This window comes from Staphylococcus canis (assembly GCF_016238445.1).
In the GTDB taxonomy this organism is placed as follows: Bacteria; Bacillota; Bacilli; order Staphylococcales; family Staphylococcaceae; genus Staphylococcus; species Staphylococcus canis.
The window spans coordinates 12,540-32,171 of the sequence record NZ_JABANU010000024.1; the positions used below are offsets into that span (position 1 = coordinate 12,540).

Sequence of the window (19,632 nt, forward strand, 5' to 3'; positions counted from 1 at the left end):
TTTCCATAATATGAGAGCTTTATTAATTACTGGTGTCGTTATCGCATTAGGTTACGTTGGTTTCAAACGTTACCAACAACACGTTAACAAAATGCCAAATATTGAATATTAATATTCAAAAGGTGAGGCGCAATCTAGCGTCTCACCCCTTTTTGTATTCATACAAATTTTTTTCTTATTGTTTCTTCGTTCTGTCCACCACCGAAAAGCCTGGGTCTACTTTCGGTTTTGATACTTTCTTTGTTCTGTCCACCACTGAAAAGCCTGGATCCACTTTTGGCTTTGATACTTTCTTTGTTCTGTCCACCACTGAAAAGCCTGGATCCACTTTTGGCTTTGATACTTTCTTTGTTCTGTCCACCACTGAAAAGCCTGGATCCACTTTCGGTTTTGATACTTTCTTCGTTTTATCCACGACTGAGAAACCTGGGTCTATTTGTTCTGTTGCATGTGCGTTGTGATCTGCAGACACCCATGTACCTGCTGTGAGTAACATTGCTGAAGCTGTAAAAATTTTTAAATGTTTACGATTCACCATATCGTAACCTCCTCATATTTACCTACATATACTACTGTAACAAATTTCCGTCAATACATTGGCTAACTTCCCTAATTTGTACTATTGATAGCCTAACTGTCTAAATTTTTAGAGACATGGTCGGCTAAGATGCGTATGTGTCTCTTGGAGTTATGCTTATCTTACACTTTATATTTAAAAAAGTCGTATATTATGTTCAAAACTGTTGCGTAATAAGCTATACTAAGAGTAAGGTGGTCGAGTTTGTTTTGTACTCACATGCTATACTTGGTATTGACTTAAGAATTCAGTCACACAATGAGATGAGAAGAGACTATTTGTAAGATACAGATGGTCTTTTTCTATTCGTAATATTAATAATTTATAAAGGATGAGGATATTGTGAAAAAATTTAAATTGATGGATTGGATGACGTTTACGATTTCATTATTGATTTTATTATCCGTAGTCATTCCATTAATTTTATTTCCAAGTTGGAGTAGTGCCATTATTTTAGATTTAAATCAAATTGTTACTTCAAAACTTGGTGCAGTTTATCTTGGTATTGGTATTGCAGTACTCGTTTTTATTTTATATATTGCTTTTGGTAAATATGGAGGCGTTGTCCTCGGTGCATCTGATGATAAACCAGAGTTTAATACGATGAGTTGGGCTGCCATGCTGTTTTGTGCGGGTATAGGCTCAAGTATTTTATATTGGGGTATTATCGAATGGGCGTACTATTATGATGGTCCACCATTTCACATCAAGCCCCGTAGTGAAGAAGCTATTAATTACGCGGCAACGTATGGGATGTTCCACTGGGGCCCTATAGCTTGGGCAATTTACGTCCTTCCCGCTCTACCTATTGCTTATTCATTATACGTGAAAAAGCAACCTATTGTACGTATCAGTTATGCATGTCAACCGATATTAGGCCGCTACACAAATAGATGGCCTGGAAAGCTTATTGATGTATTATTCATATTCGGATTACTTGGTGGTGCTGGGACAACGTTAGGCCTTGCCACACCAATGATCGCTGAAGGTGTCGCAACGCTAACAGGTTTAGACGGTAGCGCGACATGGTTACGTATTGTCATTTTAGTGATTTCAACTTCGATTTTTGCAGTGAGTTCTTATTCAGGGTTGAAATACGGTATCAAAATTTTAAGTGACATTAACATTTGGCTTACATTTATACTATTATTGTTCGTATTTATTGTGGGACCTACTGTTTTCATTATGGAAACAACCGTATCAAGTATGGGATTAATGTTTAGAGACTTCTTTAGAATGGCAACTTGGCTCGAACCATTCGGTGGTTTAAATGGTATTCCTAAAGATGAGTTCCCACAAAGTTGGACAGTTTTCTATTGGGCATGGTGGCTAGTATATGCCCCATTCGTCGGACTATTCATTGCGCGTATCTCTAAAGGTCGCACATTGAAAGAAGTTATTTTAGGAACACTAGGTTACGGTACGCTTGGTTGTACGTTATTCTTTGGTATTTTAGGTAACTATGGACTATGGCTAGAACTTTCAGGTCGATTCTCAGTGACACAAGTCCTAAAAGAACAAGAAGGTCCTGCCGCAATCATGGCCATTTTAAGTCAACTTCCAATGAGTCACGTTGTTATTGTGATTTTCGTTATTACAGCACTCATTTACTTATCAACAACATTTGACTCAGGTTCATACATTTTAGCAGGTGCGACACAAACTAAAATTAACGGTGAACCTTATCGTTGGAATCGTCTATTCTGGGCATTCGCGTTGTCACTTATTCCACTTGCTTTAATGTTAATCAGTGGAGACAAAATTTTAAACCTACTTCAAACGGCGTCAATCGTTGCCGGCGTACCATTAATCTTTATCTTTATCTTACTGATGGTATCGTTTATCAAAACACTGAGCAGCGACCGTATCAAACTTGAAGAACGCTCACGTCTACACAAAGAACAAGAGCGTCGGACACTCTCACTACGCTACGCTAAAGACGATCGCTGGTGGGAATAAAAAATGATTGAACGAGTTTAGGCAGAACGACAGAAAACTTAGAACTATTTTTGATACATGACTAATGACTAAAATCATTAAGACAGTGCTTGGATTCGAGGAGGTGTTTATCATGAAATTTAACGACTGGATTATTACGATTAAGTACGAAGGTGAACACGAAGTAGTTAAAAATGAGGACACTTTATTAGTCATCAATGAAAACTATGATGTTGTATTAGTCCTAAAAGAACAAAATGGTTTCATGAAGGTAAGCCGTGTCAACTACGACAGTGAATTTTATATTAACGCCGACACAAAAGAACTCGTACTTGAGATTAAAGATTATTAAATATATATACGTTTAACGGTTGGTGCGCGATGCATCAACCGTTATTTTATATTCATTTATATCATTGTATTTATGAAATCTGCTGTGGTCATCGTTTGTCCCATAAGTGGAAAGACATTATCTACTGAGAATTGATGCAAGTGTGCGGCTGGTGCAGTCATCATATCAGTGATAAAAAATTGATGATAGCCATATTGATAAGCATCACGCGCCGTTGTGTCGACACCGATATGTGTGGAAATACCGCCTATTACGACTGTATCGATGCCACGACGACGGAGTTGCAGGTCTAAATCTGTTCCAAAGAACGCGCTAAAGTGTCGTTTAGCCACAACATAGTCGCTATCACGATAATCTAAGTCCGTCGCAAACTCTGAAAATGCGGCATCATCGTTATCAGGAAGTTGCACCATGGCGTTGGGATTTAACTTATCCTTGCCATCATGAAACTTTACATGTACAAAGGCGATAAATGCATCATGGTCCCGGAACGTTTGAATGAGTTGGTTCGCATGACGGATCACTTCACTTGTTTCATGTGGTGCGCCTTCTAACCCAACGATACCTTGTTGTAAATCCACTAAAATTAACGCTGTACGTTTAAAATCAATCATAAGATTACCCCTATCTTTTATATTCAAGTGCTTCTTTTTTCAAGACGTTCAATACGTACGTCCAATCCAAAATATTTTTTCAATAATGCTCTATAATTATCAGGCGTCACATCTATTTTTTCTTTTTTACCCTGCTTTTGTATCGTCAAATGATTTTCAGACATCGTGACGCGTCCATCTACAGTTGGCTTTGTGATTAATAAATGTTGGACGAAGACCGCTTCTGGATCATATTGATTGTAATCAAGCATTTCATTAAAGTACTCAAAAGGTTGATCCTGATACAGTGCATCATACATCGTCGTCCATGTTCCATCAATATATTTTTGAACATCTATCAATGTATCATTTAACACTGCACGGTAGTCTCCGTTAACGTCATGTACAACTCGACTTCCATCTTCCGTAATCGGCATAGCCTGCATTGGAAGATCTCCAAATCCTACATCAGCCACATACACATCATCATCAAAGTGAACTAACAATGCCATATGCGCACCTCTTTTAGTACGTGCCCCATTTGCTTGGTGCACTGTTCCTGCAATGACAGATGTTTGAAATCCCTTGTCATCCAAATATGCTTTAAATAGCCCATTCATTTCATAACAAAATCCACCACGATGTTGTGTGACGATTTTTTCAAAAATTGCTTCCGGTTGTCTTGAAATCGGCACTTGATTCTGCACATCAATCGCTTCAAATGGAATATTCAACATAAATTGACGCATATATTGATTTAACACTTCAACCGTCAGCCCCTCGTGTGCGGTATCATGAAGGTTCAGTCTCTTTTCAAATTGTGTAAAGTCCATAGTCTCCTCCTCACTATTTTGCTATACTTTCTATACTAAAAGGGATACGTAAGTTTTACAAAAAAACTATCTTTTAACGACAAAAAAGCATGAGATAAGAATGTCTTACCTCACGCTTTCATAGCTTTGCTTATAATGACACGTTAAATAAATCATTAAATGATTCAGCCATTGTTGGATGTGTATAAATTTGATCTCTTAATACGGTATAAGATAAGTTTTGATCCATCGCAAGTTTCACAATGTTAATTAACTCTTCTACTTGTGCACCGTACAGTGACGCTCCAAGGATGGTACCATCTTTTTTGTTAATGACAACTTTAAATAGACCACGTGTATCATTATTAATTTTATGACGTGGCATCGTTTTGACTGGCACTTGATTTTCCACAATGTCATACCCTTTAGATTGTGCGTCTGCAGCTGTTAAGCCAACACGTGCTAATGATGGTGTGATAAAGACTGTATACGGTACATGACCTCTATTATCAGTCGTACGTTGACCATCGCCAAACAATTGAGATTTAATGATGCGGAAATCATCTAGTGAGATGTACGTAAATTGCATGCCGCCTTTAACATCACCAATCGCATAAATATGAGGTACTGACGTTTGAAGTTGGGCATTCACTTTAATTTCACCACGATCGCCAAGCTCAATGTCTGTATTTTCTAGTGCTAAATCTGTATTTGGCTTACGTCCTGTCGCAAGCAACACTGCATCTGCTTCGAATGTTCCTTGTGTTGTCTCTACAGCTGTTGTATGATCTTGATCTTTGACAGATTGTGTTTCTGCTTCGAATACAAATTGGATACCTTTTGCTTCTAAATCTGCTTGAATTTCACGTGCAATATCTTGATCTTCTCTAGCTAAAATACGTTCAGAACGCTCTAAAACAGTCACTTTTGTACCAAACTCTGCAAACATTGACGCAAATTCAAGCGCAATATAACCACCGCCAACAATCACAAGGTGTTCCGGTTGTTCTGACAACTCCATAATACCTGTTGAATCATACACGCGTGAAGCCGTATCAATGCCTTCAATTTTTGGAATCACAGGTGTTGCTCCAGTATTAATAATGATGTGTGGTGCTGTTACAGTATCAACTTCTTGATTTGATGCATCTACTAAAGCGACTTCTTGATTATTTTTAAATTGGGCTTTGTAATCTAAAACATCTACAGTCGATTCATCAGCTAAATTATGATAGTTTTTATCGTTTAATTGTGAAACGACTGTTTGTTTACGTGCCATCGCATCAGTAAATGATTGGTCGCGATCTGCATCATGTACTAATGTTTTAGATGGGATACATCCAATATTAATGCATGTGCCACCGTACATTTTTTGTGATTTCTCAATTACTGCGACACGTTTACCTTGTTGTGCTGCAACTTTTGCTAAAGTTTTACCGCCTTTACCAAATCCAATAATCACAATATCATATTGTTTCATTTTTCTTCCTCCATTGTCATCTCTTTTAAAATATCTTGTATCGTCAATGTATCGTAATACTGTGCGATAATCTCTTGTTCCTCGAGATAATGTTGTCGCATCACATGACCGATTTGTTGTGAAATGGGACAATGACTGTCAGTGTGACCTGTAAAAAGACGTCCATGCGCATCAGGTTCATTAAAAAGTTGAAATAACGCTGAAAGTCTTGTATGCATACCTGTTTCTGTAACACTATAACCGCCATGTGCGCCACGTTTCACATCAATGTAGCCCGCTTCATGCAATCGTGCCATTACACGTCTGAGTTGCGCGGGGTTTACACATACGCTATCCGACAATACTTGACTATTAAATTGTTCATCGTAATGCTTCGTTAAAAAGGTTAAAACATGGACTGCTGTGTTAAATGACAGGTTCACATTGACCCTCTCTTTTCTCTATATAATTGTAACTTTCACAATTACATTTAATCATACTTCTTTTAAATACGCTATTGCTTTGCTTCATTTTTTTCATACCACGCCTCTCATTCAAATTCATGATGGTACGCTTTCAAAGTACCGTCCTTCATTTCGTACACTTTGTCACAAAATTGGGTCAGACGCTCATCATGTGTCACGATAATACAGGTTTTATCGCGCTGTTGACTTTGCGTTTTCAAAATTTCCATCACTGCCATCGCGTTATCTGTATCCAGGGACGCTGTAGGTTCATCAGCTAAGATTATCGATGGATTAGTATATAATGCTTTCGCAATCGCTACCCGTTGTTTTTGACCCCCTGAGATTTGACTCGGCAACTGATTTTGGACGTTTTCTAGACCGAGTTGGGCTATCAATGTTTGATACTCCTCTTCTGACATCACGTCTTTTTTATGCTTTTTCAACAATTGAAATTGTTGTTTCACAGTTAAAAATGGGACGAGATTTGATGTTTGTAAAATAAAGCCAATCTTTTCCATCCGAATGTGAGACAGTGCTTTTTGTCCCAGTTCTGTAATGTTTTGATCGTCAATATAAATGGCACCATCAGTAGGCGTTTGTAACGCACCAGCCATCGTTAAAAAGGTACTTTTACCAGACCCAGATGGTCCGACAATCCCTATCATTTCCCCCTGTTCAAAGGTTAATGTTGTTGGTTTTACCGCTTCAATCACTTGGTTCCCATCTTGAAATTGCTTTGTTACATGATTAAACTTCAACATATCATCACCTACCCTATCGCTTTCAATGGATCGATTTTTCGGATTGTTAGAATTGAGAATAAACTACCTAACAATGACACTATAATGAGTACGACACCAAATATGAGTAAAATAACAGGCTCAAATTTGATCGGGACCGCATCTGGCAAAAAGGCACCCGTGACTAAAGTAAGTCCAAGTCCAATCAGTGTTCCGATTAACGCTAATATTAATGTTTGAGCCATTACAGCACGCGCGAGATAGCCATTCGTAAAGCCTTGAGCCTTGAGCACTCCAAATAATTCTCGCTTCTGTAATGTGATGACATATAAAAATACCCCAATCACAGTCGCTGAAATGATAAATAAGAAGGTAATCATAAAGTTTAATGTTAAATTCTGTGCTTTATATCCCGGTAAACTTTCCACGAACTGATCAATACCTACGATCTCTAAATCTTTATCAATATGTACCTGTTTCCAATTCGCATCTTTAACCACCACCGCATTTGTTGTATTTTGATTTAACATAGGATTGATGTTTTCAATCGTTTGATTACTGCCAAACAATACAGGTGCAGCATTGTACTTTGCACTTTCTGTAAAGCCAACAATCTTCAACGTTTCATCTGTTTGAGACAACGTTAGGGTATCCCCAATATGAAACCCTTTATCACGTAGCGTTTGGTCAGCGACGACTTCATTCGCTTTATTAAACATGTGCCCTTCAATTAAAGGTGGTATTAAAAAAGTATGTTGTGCTGTCCCAAATAGTAATGCGTTCTCTTCTTGTTTACCGTTTGAAGCAATCACTGCCGTTTGTTTCAACGTCGCCGCATCTTTAAATGTACCTTCGACTAAATCTGGATCAAAAATAGATTGCGCGACCGTTTGATTTGCGTCTCGATTTAATACAATCGCATCCGCATTCCATTTGGAAATGGCTTCTGTATTCATATTGATAAGCCCTTTCGCTAATCCTGATAATAAAAATAATAAATAACTAATCAGAATCAGTACGCCAATAATTAAGCTAAACTTGAGTTTATTACGTTTGATTTCATTCCATGCTAGAAACATATAGACCTCTCTTTGTGTATGACATATTTCTTTTAGTCTACCCTAATTTATAAGAAAATAAAAAAACTACTGAGGACAATCCCTCAGTAGCTTTATCACGTTCATATTGAATTATGCAAGATATGATTTTAACATCCATACGTGTTTATCAATATCTGTTTTCATACCGATAAACATATCTTCTGTTACATCGTCTTCTGCTTTGCTTGCAACTTCAATAGCTTCTTCAAGTTGTTTAGAAACTTTAATGAAGTCTTCTGAAAGTTCTTTTACCATTTCTTGTGCTGATAAGTTTTTGCCAGCTTCTTCAACGATAGAAATTTCAAGATATTCTTTTAAAGTTGCAACTGGGTTACCACCAATTGCTAAAATACGTTCCGCTAAATCATCAACGTATTGACTTGCACTATTGTATAACTCTTCAAATTTTTCATGTAATGAGAAGAAGTTAGGTCCTTTCACATACCAGTGGAAATTGTGTAATTTTGTAAATAACACTGTCCAGTTCGCAACTTGATTATTTAATACTTTAACAACTTCAGTTTGATTACTCATAAATTTTCATACCTCCATAACTACTTTGTAATTATTATTATATTAGATTAATTCTAATTTGTAAAGTAGTTTTTGCATTTATTTTTCTATTACCCTTTCCTTATTATTTCACGCACGTATCAAATAAAGTTTACAAATTTGTCACTTTTAATGTTTTATCAATAAAAATAGCCAATTGATAATAGAGTATTTCCGTGATATTCACAGGATGAATCATAAATAATGTTTAAGACACCTCAAGTTATGGTATAAACATTAACGTAAGGTAGTAAAATGTCGATTTATACGGCATTGATTGGCCTACTATATATCACAAGTATGTTAAACGTGATATATCTTTTATATTATGTTAAGATGAGTTCGAAATTAAAATTTGAAATTCAAAATTGGAGGTTTATATAATGACTAAATTACAATTTGATCCAGTACACAGTTCTTTAGAATTCAAAATTAAACACTTAATGGTATCTACAGTTAAAGGTACTTTCAGAGACTACACAGTAGATGTTTCTGGTGACGTTAACGACAGCAGTTCTTTACAATCTACAATTACAATCAATGTAGATTCTATCGACACTGGTAACGATGACCGTGACAATCACTTAAAAACTGCTGACTTCTTCAACGTTGAAAACCACAACCAAATCGTTTTCAAAACTACAGAAGTTACAGACAGCAAAGTAACTGGTGAATTAACAATCGCTGGTCAAACACACACTGAAACGTTCGACTTCGAAAACTTCGGTGTAAGCGAAAACCCATTAAGCGGTGGTAAAGTAGCTGGTGTTGCAGTTTCTGGTAAAATCGACCGTGAAAAATACGGCATCAACTTCAACCAATCATTAGAAACTGGTGGCGTATTATTAGGTAAAACAGTTAGCTTTGAATTCGATGGTGAATTTGCAATCGAAGAATAATTGCTTAATCATGAACACCGTTTACTATTCAAAAGACGAAAATCATGTGCTTCATGATTTTCGTCTTTTTTTATAAGATATAGCATTACATAAGGTTGGGATTTTGTACTTTGAAATCAAAAGGACATACGCATTCCAACTTTAATTTACACCTAATTTGACGGAGGCGATATTATGTTAAAGTATAAAGATTGGGAAAAGGAAAAAGACACACTACATCGTATAGCACAAATCCTTGGAAAACATAAATTAGCGAGTGCCTTCCAAGAGCCACAATGGGCACACGTAATTTTAGACATCACACCGAACGGCTTTTCAACAGGTATGTTGTTCTACAAAGAGCATACGTATAGCATTCATGTTGACCTCGTGCTACACCGTATTTTAGTTGAGACAGACTTAGGCACAAACGTGATTGATTTAGAAGATGGCAAAACAATCCAACAATATTATAATGAAATTCAATCTTCACTTGAGAAATTTGAAATTCATGTCTCAATTAACACGAAACCACAAGAAGTTAAAAATCTCACACCGTTTGAAGAAGACACGATTCATCACTTTTACGATGTAGAAATCAGTCGCCAAGCTCTACAATTAATGAAGTTTGCGACACGTGCACTTGAGTTTTTCGTAGCGCCATTCCGCGCACGTAAAGTAAAACCAGGCCTATTCTGGGGAACTTTTGATATTTCAGCAATCATTAACTACAATACTTTACACGAAATGTTCAAACCATCTCAAGTTATCGAATATGCAGCATTTGACGAACACTTCATTGAATTCGGTTTCTGGTTCGGTGATGATCGTTTTGAAGGACCAACATTCTATGTATTACCTTATCCATTCGTCGATGAAAACTTTACATTCAATCAACCTTTAATCGAGGAAGCATATTTCGATAAGAAATTAACAGAATTAATTTACGAACTACCTGAAATGTCACAAGATACAGTGAAACGTATTAATACGTTCTTCAACCAAGGATTCCAAATCTTTAAAGATCACTTATCATGGGAAAACTGTCAATACTTTGAAATCCCATTAAAAATGAACGACAACCAAATTCAACAAAAACCTTTCTAATTTATAGAGGTTAATGTTCAATATATTGAGGTTCGGGCCCATGCATCGATAAATGGGGCCTTAACCTCTATATTATGAGTATAATTTTGAGAAAACTCTTTTTATTGTTATAACTTCATGCAAAGTGGTATATAAGTAATATCACTTGAGCTTTATCAGACGATAAACTATAATAGCTCGTGAAAGTATAAAAAATATACCTCAAACTTATGACACGATTGAATACGACATATTCAATCCTATATGAAAACGATTATAAGGTTTATTTGAGAAAGGAATGAAATCTATAATGGAAAAAATTAAAAATATTCACCACATTTCAGCAATTGTTGGACATCCACAAGAAAACTTAGAATTCTATAGAGACGTTTTAGGTTTAAAATTAATCAAACAAACTGTAAACTTTGACGATCCTGGTGTGTATCACTTATATTTCTCAAACGATGATGTAGAACCAGGTACAGTTATGACGTTCTTCCCTTGGACTAACTCAAGACAAGGTCGTGTTGGTTCTGGTCAAGTTGGACGTATCGCTTTCAGAATTCCTAAAGGTTCTGCGGATGCGTGGCTTAAACATTTAGAAAGCAAAAACATCAAAACAGAAGTAACGGATTTATTCCTTAATAAAACAATCGAATTTGAAGATATTCATGGCTTAGACATCGCATTAGTTGAGTCAGATATCGAAAAAGATAGTGACGCTATCTTAGGTTTCCATGGTTCAGTATTATTATCTGCAAACCCTGAAGAAACTCGTAAAACTTTAGTAAACGAATTAGGATTAACTGAAGTGAAAGATGACCCAGAACACTATCACTTCGAAACAATTGGTGACTTAAAACACCACATCATTATTCCTAAAGAAACATTAGGTCACGGTTTATGGGGTGTTGGTACAGTACACCACATCGCTTGGTCTACGCCAACTGAAGAAGAACAAAAAGAATGGCAAGATTACATGATGGATAACGGTTACGGTGTGACTGAAGTGAAAGACCGTAACTACTTCAAAGCGATTTACCTTAAAGAAAAAGGTCATATCATTTTTGAAATCGCAACAGAAGGTCCAGGTTTCATGGTAGACGAACCATACGAAGAATTAGGTAAAAACTTAAAATTACCACCACAATATGAAGAGCACAGAGAAAAATTAACTGCTAATCTACCTGAACTTAAATAATAAACGTGCGAGGTGTATGCTATGATTCGCATCAACCCAGATGACCTTACACAAAAAGAGAACTATAAATTACTAATAGGTTCCATTATTCCAAGACCTATCGCGTTAGTTACAAGCGTGTCTTCAGATGGTGTCCTTAATATTGCGCCATTTAGCTTCTTTAATATCGTTGCATCCGATCCACCGATTATTTCGGTGGCGGTGCAGCGTAAAGAAGGCGCTGAAAAGGATACTGCTCAAAATATTAAATACAGCAAAGAAGCTGTTGTGCATATTGTGGATGAAGATAACGTAAAAGATGCTAATCAAACAGCCGCATTACTAGATCACGATCAAAGTGAACTAGACCGTACAAACTTCCATACACTATCATCCGATACTGTAGCGATCCCAGGACTTGAAGAAAGTAAAGTACGTTTTGAGTGTGAACTATTCGATGTTCATGTTATTGAGCGTGAAGGACGCCCAGTTGCGGATTTATTATTATTAGAAGTGAAACAGTATCACTTTAACGATAAAGTGTATGACAATGGTTACGTTATTAAAGATGAATTAAAAGCAGTCAGTCGATTAGCAGGTAATGATTACGCAAAAATTGGCGACACATTTACAATTGAAAGACCACAAAAATAAGGGAGTGTATTCGATTATGGAACATATTTTTAAAAAAGGTGAAGCAGGTAAACCTGTATTTGTACTATTACACGGTACAGGCGGAGATGAAAAAGACTTATTACCATTAGCAGAAGTATTAGATCCAAGCTATGGCGTATTAAGTGTACGTGGTAACGTATCTGAAAATGGTATGAATCGTTTCTTCAAACGTCACGGTGAAGGTAACTACGACGTTGAAGACTTAGAATTCCGTGGTAAAGAATTACTTGATTTCCTTAAAAAAGCAAGTCAAGACTACGAATTCAACTTAGACGATGCCGTATTAGTTGGTTTCTCTAACGGTTCTAACATCGCAATTAACATGATTTTAAATGAAGAATCTAACTTCAAAAAAGCATTATTATTTGCACCGTTATACCCAGTTGATTTAGATAATAATAAAGACTTATCTAACTTCACAGCGTTCTTATCTATGGGTAAACAAGACCCAATCGTACCTGTATCTGAAAGTGAACGCGTTATTAACATCTTTAAAGAACGTGGAGCTGAAGTTGTTGAAACTTGGGTACACAGCCATGAATTAACTCAAAACGCAGTTAATGAAGCACGTAAAGTACTTTAATTTTGATTCACATCTCTAGTTAGAAAGGCGTTGTTAAATATGAAAATAGGTATTATTGGCGCAACAGGAAAACAGGGATATTTCTTAACTGAACAGGCCATTACACGTGGTCATGACGTTACTGCGCTCATCCGTAACGCAAGTAAACTCAAATTCGATATTCCTTATATCGAAAAAGATATCCTTGATATACAACGTGAAGACATTCAAGACTTTGATGTTGTGATTTGCGCATTTAGAGCACCACAAGGTCATGAAGATTTATATATTTCAGTAACAAATCACTTAGCTGATCTTGTCAAAGGTACGTCTATTCGCTTAATGTTTGTTGGCGGTGCAGGTCGCCTATATCTCGACAAAAATAAAACAAAACGTGTCGTTGATAATAGAGGTATCCCATCAAGCATGCGCCCAACTGTAGAAAATATGGTCAAAGCTTATGAAGCGTTAACACAAACACAAGATGTTAATTGGACATATGTGAGCCCATCAGGTAACTTTGACTTTAATGGTCCTGAAACAGGCGAATACCGCATCGGTACAGACTATATTCTAACAAATAATAATGGCGAATCTTATGTTTCATACAAAGATTACAGTCTTGCATTTCTAGATGAAGTTGAAAAAAATGAACACCCAAATCAAGGTATTATGGTTGTAAGTAACTCATAACACTAAACCCCCTATCCCAAGCTTGAGGATAAGGGGTTTTTTTGTATCTTTATTATTGATACGAAAAGTATATATCAACATTAACGTTAATAAGATCAATATATGAATTCGCATTGACGCTATCTAGTCATTAAAACTCAGTTAAAACCAAAAAAACACGAGGCTCGGACAATGCATAAAGACACTTCTAAATCGTATCTTCATGCACTTTTGTCCGCACCTCGCGGCTTACATCACTGCTTAGAAAACACGTCGCGACGCTAATTATTGTTCAAATACGTCGTGATACTCTGATGTTTTTTCTAATACTGATTTTGCGAATGGGCATGTTGCATGAATTGTGATGTTATTTTCTCTTGCGTAGTCAACAGCTGCTTTTACAAGTTGTTTACCAACACCTTGTCCTTGTAATGCTGGTCCTACTTCAGTGTGGTCAATAATGATGATGCTGTCACTTACAGGAACGTAAGACATTAATGCATCAAAATTTTGTTCGCTTTCTCCAACGTAGAATTTGTTGTGTCCATGTTTTACTTCTGCCATAAAAAAACTCTCCTTTTCCAATTGGATATATAATACCTCTTACCCTTACTATAACAAGTTACGCATCAAAAGTATAAAAATTAAACTCTTTTATTTTACAAGTACGCCACAATGCGTTACAATTATCTCGAATTCGAAATAATTGAAGGGAGGTTGTTTTAGCGATTGAATCGGACAGAAACAGCGCTTAAAACATTTATCGGAGTCAAGCGTCTCAATAGCATGCTCGATAAACTCGTGCGCAATGATATCAAATCGTACGGTCTCAATGTAACTGAATTTGCAGTGCTTGAATTGCTCTACAATAAAGGCGAGCATACCATTCATGACATTCAAGAACGCATTTTAGTTGCAAGTAGTAGTACGGCCTATGTCGTCAAAAACTTAGAGCAAAAAGGATTTTTACAAAGAAGGACTTGTGATACAGATAAGCGTGTGAGCTATGCGTCACTGACTGACAAAGGTCAGGCGTTGATGCAAGATATCTTTCCGCTTCACGCTCAAACAATCGCATCAGCCTTCGAAACATTGTCAGATGATTCACTTGAACATTTACAAAAAAATCTTAAAGCAATTTACAAAGTAGAAGCATAATTTTAAGGTTTTTTGGCAATAGTAAGAGTGAGGACAAATTTTTAAACTAAAGGAGTTTTCTAAATGATAAAATTTCCATTAAAAGGTATTCACCACGTAACAGCAATGACAGATAGTGCAGAACGTAACTATCACTTTTTCACTGACATTTTAGGTATGCGTCTTGTGAAAAAAACAGTAAACCAAGATGACATTTACACATACCACACATTCTTCGCAGATGACGAAGGTAATGCGGGTACTGATATGACATTCTTTGACTTCCCTAATAACCCTAAAGGTCGTCCAGGAACAAACTCAATCAGCCGTCCATCATTCCGTGTACCAAATGACGCTGCAATTGAATACTACAAAAAACGCTTTGAAGAATTCGATGTAAAACACGAAGAAATCAGCGAATTATTTGGTAAAAAAGTCCTTCGTTTTGAAGAAGAAGATGGTCAAACTTATCAATTAATCTCTGACGAAAACAACACAGGTGTTGCGCCTGGTATTCCTTGGCAAAATGGCCCAGTGCCAACTGACAAAGCAATCTATGGTTTAGGACCAATTGAAATCACAGTAAGTTACTATGAAGATTTCAAAAAAGCATTAATGGATCTTTATGATATGAAACCAATCATTGAAGAAGACGACGTTACATTACTTGAAGTTGGCGAAGGTGGTAACGGTGGTCAAGTTATTCTTCGTAAAGATGAAGGTACTGAAAGCCGTCCAGGTTACGGTGAAGTCCACCACGTTTCATTCCGTGTAGATGACGATGAAGCAATTGAAGATTGGGCTAAACGTTACAACGAAATTGGTCTTGGCAACTCAGGTATCGTAGACCGTTTCTACTTCAAAGCATTATATGCACGTATCGGTCATATCTTAATCGAATTATCTACAGATGGTCCTGGTTTCATGCAAGATGAACCATACGAAACAGTAGGTGAATCTTTATCACTTCCACCATTCTTAGAAGATCGTCGTGAATATATCGAATCTGAAGTACGTCCTTTCGATACAACACGTTCTAACAAATAGGGGTTAAAATTTAAAACAACACGGGGGTAGTTTCCGCATCACTACACGTTGATGCGGGCTTATCTCCGTTTCATTTATGACCTAAAGGGAGCACACAATATTCTATTTATACTATTTTATGGTACAGCAGGAAATGAACACGACTCACATCAGAGATATGGACATAAGCACTTAACATACCACTTTTCTATAACATTGAACTATTGAATTCTATTCCACTGAGTTTATATATGTGAGTGGTATCGACGCGTTGATATCATACAACGCTTGAATTTACCGAATGATGACATGTTATCGCAACACAAGCTTTTATGGGATGTCCACTTTAATATTAATGATGTATCTCGTACCGTCATGGGAACTGCAGGTGCTTTTAAGTGTTATAAAAGCACACCCAAGACATATACTCTCATGATTGGCGGATTGATCACATTGACACTCGCAAATTCAATATGCCACTATTCAGAGTATACTTCCAAAATCTTGTACCACCCGATTGTCAGGAGATTGGAATACTGTGAATCCACATGATTCCTAATCTCTCAACATAGATAAAAAATTTGGGAGGTTCCATATTATGATTAAATGGTTACAACACAGTAAAGTGGCTCGTGTACTCTTACTACTACTTCGTTTATATTTAGGTTTCGGTTGGTTGAAAGCAGGCATCATGAAAATGATAAGCGGTGGTTTTGATGCTGGTGGTTATCTTCAAAACGCTGTTGAAAACCCAGTCATGTCAGAAGCTGGCGTGCAATATCCAATTTACACTTGGTTTTTAGAAACTATTGTCTTACCAATGACACCACTCATTAATATTTTAGTACCGTTATTAGAAGTGATTGCTGGACTGTTCTTAATCCTTGGCTTATTCACAACAGTTGGGGCATTTATTGGTCTTGCTTTAAACTTTATGTTTTTATTCGCAGGTACAATTTCTGTAAACCCATTGTATGTATTGATTGGCGTACTCATCTTTATGGGTGGCTTTAACAGTGGAAAAATTGGTTTAGATTACTTTATTAAATCACTATTAAGCACTAAATTTTTCGCCTTTTTCAACTATCATCCCAAACATTCAACAACTGAACATACAACACACGATATGTAACACAAAAACGTACCCAGGGTTTTGGGTACGTTTTTTTATATTATTTAGATGCTAAGTAACCTGTTGGATCAACCGCATAACCGTTACCAATGCCACCTGACATACGTTGGAAATGTAAGTGTGGCCCTGTAGAGTTTCCTGTGTTACCAGATAAACCGATTTGTTGACCTTCTGTAACTGTATCACCACGGCTCACATTTAATTGACTTAAATGCATATACCATTGATAGTTGTTTGTGCCTGCTTCTTGAATTGTAATTTGGTTACCGCCACCATAATTACTCCATCCACTGTCAATTACACGACCGTTTGTGAATGAATATACAGGTGTTCCAACTGGCATACCATAGTCTACACCGTAATGTGCTCCACCACCGTGGTAATGGCCATATGGTTGCCATTGAGGATAGTTATTTAACCAACCTGCTGAACCTGTCGCTTGCGTTGATGCAGGTGTAACCGTGCTATCACTAGCTTGTGGTGCATTCATAGCTGGTGCATTTACTGCTCCTCCGTTCATATTACCTGTTTGATCTGTGCTATTAGTTGACCAATTGGCAGAAGCATTCGCATTTGTATTATAGTCTGAACCATTATTCACATCATCGTATAATATGATGTCATCATTTGGCCCAATATACCCTTGATATCCGTTCGCTTGAATAGACTCATGAGATTGGCTGATTGAATAATCATTATCAGTTGGATAGTATATGTAATGTCTATAACCACCGTCATCAATATACTCTGTATAATAAGCATGATTTTCGAACATTGAAGGGTCCCAATTGCCATCTAAAGTATGATGACGATTGCCTAAATTGTCGATTGTAATATATTCTTGTGTTGCTTCTGAATAATGCGTTTCATAAGACGTAATTGTTTGAGATTGTGTTTGCTCTGCAGCGTCTGCTTCACCATGAATCGCAAAGCCCGCTGTCACTAAACCTAATGTAGCAATTGTAGCTGTTGTTATTTTTTTCATTGTAATTATGTCCTCCTAATTTGTTTAACGCAATTAACTTAAGGTTATACTAGCACACCTAAAATAAAAATAGGCGTATGTAAACAATATTCTTCTTTTTTGTAATCTATCTGTAATTTTCGTAAAAACACTTTTATATTTTAGCGATAAACCCCGTCATAGCAATCGGTCCAGAGTCTTATAAAAAATTATCACGAATTCGAGCTTTTTCTCTTGATATAATTATTATACCTGTTATAATGATAATTGTTAATAATACTTGAAGAAAGAAAGGAACTTTAAAATGACTAAATTACTTTATATTACTGCACATCCCCTAGATGAACTTGTATCAGCTTCAATGGCAGCTGGTAAATCTTTTATCGAATCTTACAAAGAAGCTAACCCATCAGATGAAGTTGTACACATCGACTTATTCAAAGAAGATATTCCTCAAATCGATGCTGATGTATTCTCAGGTTGGGGTAAATTACAAAACGGTGAAGAATTAACTGAAGAAGAAAGCCGTAAAGTTAACCGTTTAGGTGAAATCGTTGACGAATTCATCAACGCTGACAAATACGTATTCGTATCACCAATGTGGAACTTATCATTCCCTCCAGTACTTAAAGCATATTTCGATGCTGTATCAGTTGCTGGTAAAACATTCAAATACACTTCAGAAGGCGCAGTTGGTTTATTAACTGACAAAAAAGCACTTCACATCCAAGCTCGTGGTGGTATCTACACTGAAGGACCTGCTGCTCCATTAGAACATGGTGACAGCTACGTGAAATCTATCTTAGGATTCTACGGTGTACCATCTTACGAAACAGTAATCGTTGAAGGTCACAACGCTATGCCTGAAAAAGCTGAAGAAATTAAACAAGCTGCTATCCAAAAAGCTGCTGAAGTTGGTAAACAATTCTAATTTGAATCAAGGTTAATTTCTATTAATCGATTCACCTTTTCATTAATGTGCGTGGAACATGCAATCAAGTCTCTTGTTGCGTTTTCCATGCGCATTATTTTTTTGCCCTTTTTAATCATTGCAACTATCTAAAGTCAAAATTTGACCTTGACTTTCTTTGACCTTTATTATACAATATATATGTAAGGTTGATAGGACATCATCCTTACTACTGTTTACAACATTAATGATGAAGGAGCGATGCATTATGGCATTCCAAATGAAACCTTTTAACAACTCATTTTTCAATGTGAACACTAACGATATTTTTAAAGCACTTGATCAATCATTGTTTAATACACAATCAATGATGACAGATATCAAAGAGCTTGACGATAAATATGTCGTAGAAGCGGCATTACCAGGCATGAATAAAGAAGATATTAAAATTGATTTCGATCGCAACCTTTTAACAATTGAAGCAAATCAACAAACTGAAAACAATCAAGACGATGAAAACGGTCAATGGATTCACCGTGAACGTCAAACAAGTTATATGAAACGTCAATTCTCATTCAATAACATTGACCGCGATAACATCAAAGCTGCTTATACAAACGGCATGTTAAACGTAACACTTCCAAAACGACAAGCAGATGAAGATACAAGTTCAAATATTGAAATTGAATAAACATGAAAGGGGCTGGGACATAAATACAGCTCCAAAAGAACCCCGCTAAGATTCCAAATTGGATTTTAGCGGGGTTCTTTATATAATTTACACATATTGTTTCAAAAAAATAAAGCCCTCACTTATAAT

24 protein-coding genes are annotated in these 19,632 nt (G+C 36.5%); 14 read left to right on the top strand and 10 right to left on the bottom strand.

Annotated elements, in window-relative coordinates; genetic code table 11:
* Nucleotides 1-10: 10 nt before the first annotated feature.
* The gene (locus HHH54_RS08930; protein WP_198618496.1) at nucleotides 11-112 is read left to right on the top strand and encodes an SE2200 family small protein; all 102 of its coding nucleotides are present in this window, start codon (nucleotides 11-13) and stop codon (nucleotides 110-112) included.
* A gap of 63 nt (nucleotides 113-175) precedes the next feature.
* On the opposite strand, the gene HHH54_RS08935 is transcribed toward HHH54_RS08930, so the two are convergent.
* On the bottom strand, nucleotides 176-538 hold the full coding sequence (locus HHH54_RS08935; RefSeq protein WP_198618497.1) for a hypothetical protein: 363 nt from the start codon (nucleotides 536-538) through the stop codon (nucleotides 176-178).
* Nucleotides 539-919: 381 nt separating this feature from the next.
* Here HHH54_RS08935 and HHH54_RS08940 point away from each other — a divergent pair, with 381 nt between their 5' ends.
* Both HHH54_RS08940 and HHH54_RS08945 read left to right on the top strand, forming a co-directional pair.
* Entirely contained in the window at nucleotides 920-2,536 is a 1,617-nt protein-coding gene (locus HHH54_RS08940; RefSeq protein WP_198618498.1) for a BCCT family transporter, read from the top strand.
* Between the two features lie 112 nt (nucleotides 2,537-2,648).
* Nucleotides 2,649-2,867 (top strand): hypothetical protein, encoded by a 219-nt coding sequence (locus HHH54_RS08945; RefSeq protein ID WP_198618499.1) that lies wholly within the window; start codon nucleotides 2,649-2,651, stop codon nucleotides 2,865-2,867.
* Nucleotides 2,868-2,923: 56 nt separating this feature from the next.
* Here HHH54_RS08945 and HHH54_RS08950 read toward each other — a convergent pair whose 3' ends face one another.
* From HHH54_RS08950 to HHH54_RS08980, 7 genes are all read right to left on the bottom strand, one after another.
* Nucleotides 2,924-3,481 (bottom strand): isochorismatase family protein, encoded by a 558-nt coding sequence (locus HHH54_RS08950; protein ID WP_198618500.1) that lies wholly within the window; start codon nucleotides 3,479-3,481, stop codon nucleotides 2,924-2,926.
* A gap of 23 nt (nucleotides 3,482-3,504) precedes the next feature.
* The gene (locus tag HHH54_RS08955) at nucleotides 3,505-4,293 is read right to left on the bottom strand and encodes an arylamine N-acetyltransferase family protein (RefSeq protein WP_198618501.1); all 789 of its coding nucleotides are present in this window, start codon (nucleotides 4,291-4,293) and stop codon (nucleotides 3,505-3,507) included.
* Nucleotides 4,294-4,423: 130 nt separating this feature from the next.
* Nucleotides 4,424-5,752, bottom strand: coding sequence for a hypothiocyanous acid reductase MerA (gene merA, locus HHH54_RS08960; RefSeq protein ID WP_198618502.1), 1,329 nt, complete (start codon nucleotides 5,750-5,752; stop codon nucleotides 4,424-4,426).
* Nucleotides 5,749-6,174 carry a redox-sensitive transcriptional regulator HypR gene (gene hypR, locus HHH54_RS08965; protein ID WP_198618503.1) on the bottom strand — a complete coding sequence of 142 codons (426 nt, stop codon included), beginning with the start codon at nucleotides 6,172-6,174 and terminating at the stop codon, nucleotides 5,749-5,751. Before hypR ends, merA begins: the two co-directional genes overlap by 4 nt.
* Nucleotides 6,175-6,281: 107 nt before the next feature.
* Complete coding sequence (locus tag HHH54_RS08970) at nucleotides 6,282-6,959, bottom strand: ABC transporter ATP-binding protein (RefSeq protein WP_198618504.1); 678 nt, start codon at nucleotides 6,957-6,959, stop codon at nucleotides 6,282-6,284.
* A gap of 8 nt (nucleotides 6,960-6,967) precedes the next feature.
* Nucleotides 6,968-8,017: an ABC transporter permease gene (locus HHH54_RS08975; RefSeq protein WP_198618505.1), complete on the bottom strand. Its 1,050-nt coding sequence runs from the start codon at nucleotides 8,015-8,017 to the stop codon at nucleotides 6,968-6,970.
* Nucleotides 8,018-8,128: 111 nt separating this feature from the next.
* Nucleotides 8,129-8,572 (bottom strand): Dps family protein, encoded by a 444-nt coding sequence (locus tag HHH54_RS08980; RefSeq protein WP_198618506.1) that lies wholly within the window; start codon nucleotides 8,570-8,572, stop codon nucleotides 8,129-8,131.
* A 401-nt stretch (nucleotides 8,573-8,973) separates the two neighbouring features.
* On the opposite strand from HHH54_RS08980, the gene HHH54_RS08985 reads away from it, so the two are divergent.
* The 6 genes from HHH54_RS08985 to HHH54_RS09010 all read left to right on the top strand — a co-directional run bounded on the left by HHH54_RS08985 (nucleotide 8,974) and on the right by HHH54_RS09010 (nucleotide 13,664).
* Nucleotides 8,974-9,489 carry a YceI family protein gene (locus HHH54_RS08985; RefSeq protein WP_198618507.1) on the top strand — a complete coding sequence of 172 codons (516 nt, stop codon included), beginning with the start codon at nucleotides 8,974-8,976 and terminating at the stop codon, nucleotides 9,487-9,489.
* Nucleotides 9,490-9,663: 174 nt separating this feature from the next.
* On the top strand, nucleotides 9,664-10,575 hold the full coding sequence (locus HHH54_RS08990) for a DUF5996 family protein (protein WP_198618508.1): 912 nt from the start codon (nucleotides 9,664-9,666) through the stop codon (nucleotides 10,573-10,575).
* A 289-nt stretch (nucleotides 10,576-10,864) separates the two neighbouring features.
* On the top strand, nucleotides 10,865-11,755 hold the full coding sequence (locus HHH54_RS08995) for a ring-cleaving dioxygenase (RefSeq protein ID WP_198618509.1): 891 nt from the start codon (nucleotides 10,865-10,867) through the stop codon (nucleotides 11,753-11,755).
* A gap of 21 nt (nucleotides 11,756-11,776) precedes the next feature.
* The gene (locus tag HHH54_RS09000; protein WP_198618510.1) at nucleotides 11,777-12,388 is read left to right on the top strand and encodes a flavin reductase family protein; all 612 of its coding nucleotides are present in this window, start codon (nucleotides 11,777-11,779) and stop codon (nucleotides 12,386-12,388) included.
* A gap of 16 nt (nucleotides 12,389-12,404) precedes the next feature.
* Complete coding sequence (mhqD, locus tag HHH54_RS09005; protein WP_198618511.1) at nucleotides 12,405-12,992, top strand: methylhydroquinone degradation carboxylesterase MhqD; 588 nt, start codon at nucleotides 12,405-12,407, stop codon at nucleotides 12,990-12,992.
* A 39-nt stretch (nucleotides 12,993-13,031) separates the two neighbouring features.
* Entirely contained in the window at nucleotides 13,032-13,664 is a 633-nt protein-coding gene (locus HHH54_RS09010; protein WP_198618512.1) for an NAD(P)-dependent oxidoreductase, read from the top strand.
* A gap of 264 nt (nucleotides 13,665-13,928) precedes the next feature.
* On the opposite strand, the gene HHH54_RS09015 is transcribed toward HHH54_RS09010, so the two are convergent.
* Nucleotides 13,929-14,207 (bottom strand): GNAT family N-acetyltransferase, encoded by a 279-nt coding sequence (locus HHH54_RS09015; protein WP_198618513.1) that lies wholly within the window; start codon nucleotides 14,205-14,207, stop codon nucleotides 13,929-13,931.
* A gap of 165 nt (nucleotides 14,208-14,372) precedes the next feature.
* On the opposite strand from HHH54_RS09015, the gene HHH54_RS09020 reads away from it, so the two are divergent.
* From HHH54_RS09020 to HHH54_RS09030, 3 genes are all read left to right on the top strand, one after another.
* Nucleotides 14,373-14,801 carry a MarR family winged helix-turn-helix transcriptional regulator gene (locus HHH54_RS09020; protein ID WP_198618514.1) on the top strand — a complete coding sequence of 143 codons (429 nt, stop codon included), beginning with the start codon at nucleotides 14,373-14,375 and terminating at the stop codon, nucleotides 14,799-14,801.
* A 63-nt stretch (nucleotides 14,802-14,864) separates the two neighbouring features.
* Nucleotides 14,865-15,827, top strand: a complete 963-nt coding sequence (mhqE, locus tag HHH54_RS09025) for a ring-cleaving dioxygenase MhqE (RefSeq protein ID WP_198618515.1) — start codon at nucleotides 14,865-14,867, stop codon at nucleotides 15,825-15,827.
* 577 nt (nucleotides 15,828-16,404) lie between these two features.
* Nucleotides 16,405-16,938 carry a DoxX family membrane protein gene (locus HHH54_RS09030; protein WP_198618516.1) on the top strand — a complete coding sequence of 178 codons (534 nt, stop codon included), beginning with the start codon at nucleotides 16,405-16,407 and terminating at the stop codon, nucleotides 16,936-16,938.
* Nucleotides 16,939-16,978: 40 nt separating this feature from the next.
* On the opposite strand, the gene HHH54_RS09035 is transcribed toward HHH54_RS09030, so the two are convergent.
* Nucleotides 16,979-17,923, bottom strand: a complete 945-nt coding sequence (locus HHH54_RS09035; RefSeq protein WP_198618517.1) for a M23 family metallopeptidase — start codon at nucleotides 17,921-17,923, stop codon at nucleotides 16,979-16,981.
* 283 nt (nucleotides 17,924-18,206) lie between these two features.
* On the opposite strand from HHH54_RS09035, the gene HHH54_RS09040 reads away from it, so the two are divergent.
* On the top strand, nucleotides 18,207-18,833 hold the full coding sequence (locus tag HHH54_RS09040) for an FMN-dependent NADH-azoreductase (RefSeq protein ID WP_198618518.1): 627 nt from the start codon (nucleotides 18,207-18,209) through the stop codon (nucleotides 18,831-18,833).
* 247 nt (nucleotides 18,834-19,080) lie between these two features.
* Entirely contained in the window at nucleotides 19,081-19,503 is a 423-nt protein-coding gene (locus HHH54_RS09045) for an Hsp20/alpha crystallin family protein (protein ID WP_198618519.1), read from the top strand.
* The last annotated feature ends 129 nt before the right edge of the window (nucleotides 19,504-19,632 follow it).

Excerpts from the sequence above, each read along its gene's own strand:
- HHH54_RS08930 (WP_198618496.1), top strand. The coding sequence starts at position 11 with ATGAGAGCTTTATTAATTACTGGTGTCGTTATCGCATTAGGTTACGTT.
- HHH54_RS08935 (WP_198618497.1), bottom strand. The coding sequence starts at position 538 with ATGGTGAATCGTAAACATTTAAAAATTTTTACAGCTTCAGCAATGTTA.
- HHH54_RS08945 (WP_198618499.1), top strand. The coding sequence starts at position 2,649 with ATGAAATTTAACGACTGGATTATTACGATTAAGTACGAAGGTGAACAC.
- HHH54_RS08950 (WP_198618500.1), bottom strand. The coding sequence starts at position 3,481 with ATGATTGATTTTAAACGTACAGCGTTAATTTTAGTGGATTTACAACAA.
- HHH54_RS08955 (WP_198618501.1), bottom strand. The coding sequence starts at position 4,293 with ATGGACTTTACACAATTTGAAAAGAGACTGAACCTTCATGATACCGCA.
- merA (WP_198618502.1), bottom strand. The coding sequence starts at position 5,752 with ATGAAACAATATGATATTGTGATTATTGGATTTGGTAAAGGCGGTAAA.
- HHH54_RS08970 (WP_198618504.1), bottom strand. The coding sequence starts at position 6,959 with ATGTTGAAGTTTAATCATGTAACAAAGCAATTTCAAGATGGGAACCAA.
- HHH54_RS08975 (WP_198618505.1), bottom strand. The coding sequence starts at position 8,017 with ATGTTTCTAGCATGGAATGAAATCAAACGTAATAAACTCAAGTTTAGC.
- HHH54_RS08980 (WP_198618506.1), bottom strand. The coding sequence starts at position 8,572 with ATGAGTAATCAAACTGAAGTTGTTAAAGTATTAAATAATCAAGTTGCG.
- HHH54_RS08985 (WP_198618507.1), top strand. The coding sequence starts at position 8,974 with ATGACTAAATTACAATTTGATCCAGTACACAGTTCTTTAGAATTCAAA.
- HHH54_RS08990 (WP_198618508.1), top strand. The coding sequence starts at position 9,664 with ATGTTAAAGTATAAAGATTGGGAAAAGGAAAAAGACACACTACATCGT.
- HHH54_RS08995 (WP_198618509.1), top strand. The coding sequence starts at position 10,865 with ATGGAAAAAATTAAAAATATTCACCACATTTCAGCAATTGTTGGACAT.
- HHH54_RS09000 (WP_198618510.1), top strand. The coding sequence starts at position 11,777 with ATGATTCGCATCAACCCAGATGACCTTACACAAAAAGAGAACTATAAA.
- mhqD (WP_198618511.1), top strand. The coding sequence starts at position 12,405 with ATGGAACATATTTTTAAAAAAGGTGAAGCAGGTAAACCTGTATTTGTA.
- HHH54_RS09010 (WP_198618512.1), top strand. The coding sequence starts at position 13,032 with ATGAAAATAGGTATTATTGGCGCAACAGGAAAACAGGGATATTTCTTA.
- HHH54_RS09015 (WP_198618513.1), bottom strand. The coding sequence starts at position 14,207 with ATGGCAGAAGTAAAACATGGACACAACAAATTCTACGTTGGAGAAAGC.
- mhqE (WP_198618515.1), top strand. The coding sequence starts at position 14,865 with ATGATAAAATTTCCATTAAAAGGTATTCACCACGTAACAGCAATGACA.
- HHH54_RS09030 (WP_198618516.1), top strand. The coding sequence starts at position 16,405 with ATGATTAAATGGTTACAACACAGTAAAGTGGCTCGTGTACTCTTACTA.
- HHH54_RS09035 (WP_198618517.1), bottom strand. The coding sequence starts at position 17,923 with ATGAAAAAAATAACAACAGCTACAATTGCTACATTAGGTTTAGTGACA.
- HHH54_RS09040 (WP_198618518.1), top strand. The coding sequence starts at position 18,207 with ATGACTAAATTACTTTATATTACTGCACATCCCCTAGATGAACTTGTA.
- HHH54_RS09045 (WP_198618519.1), top strand. The coding sequence starts at position 19,081 with ATGGCATTCCAAATGAAACCTTTTAACAACTCATTTTTCAATGTGAAC.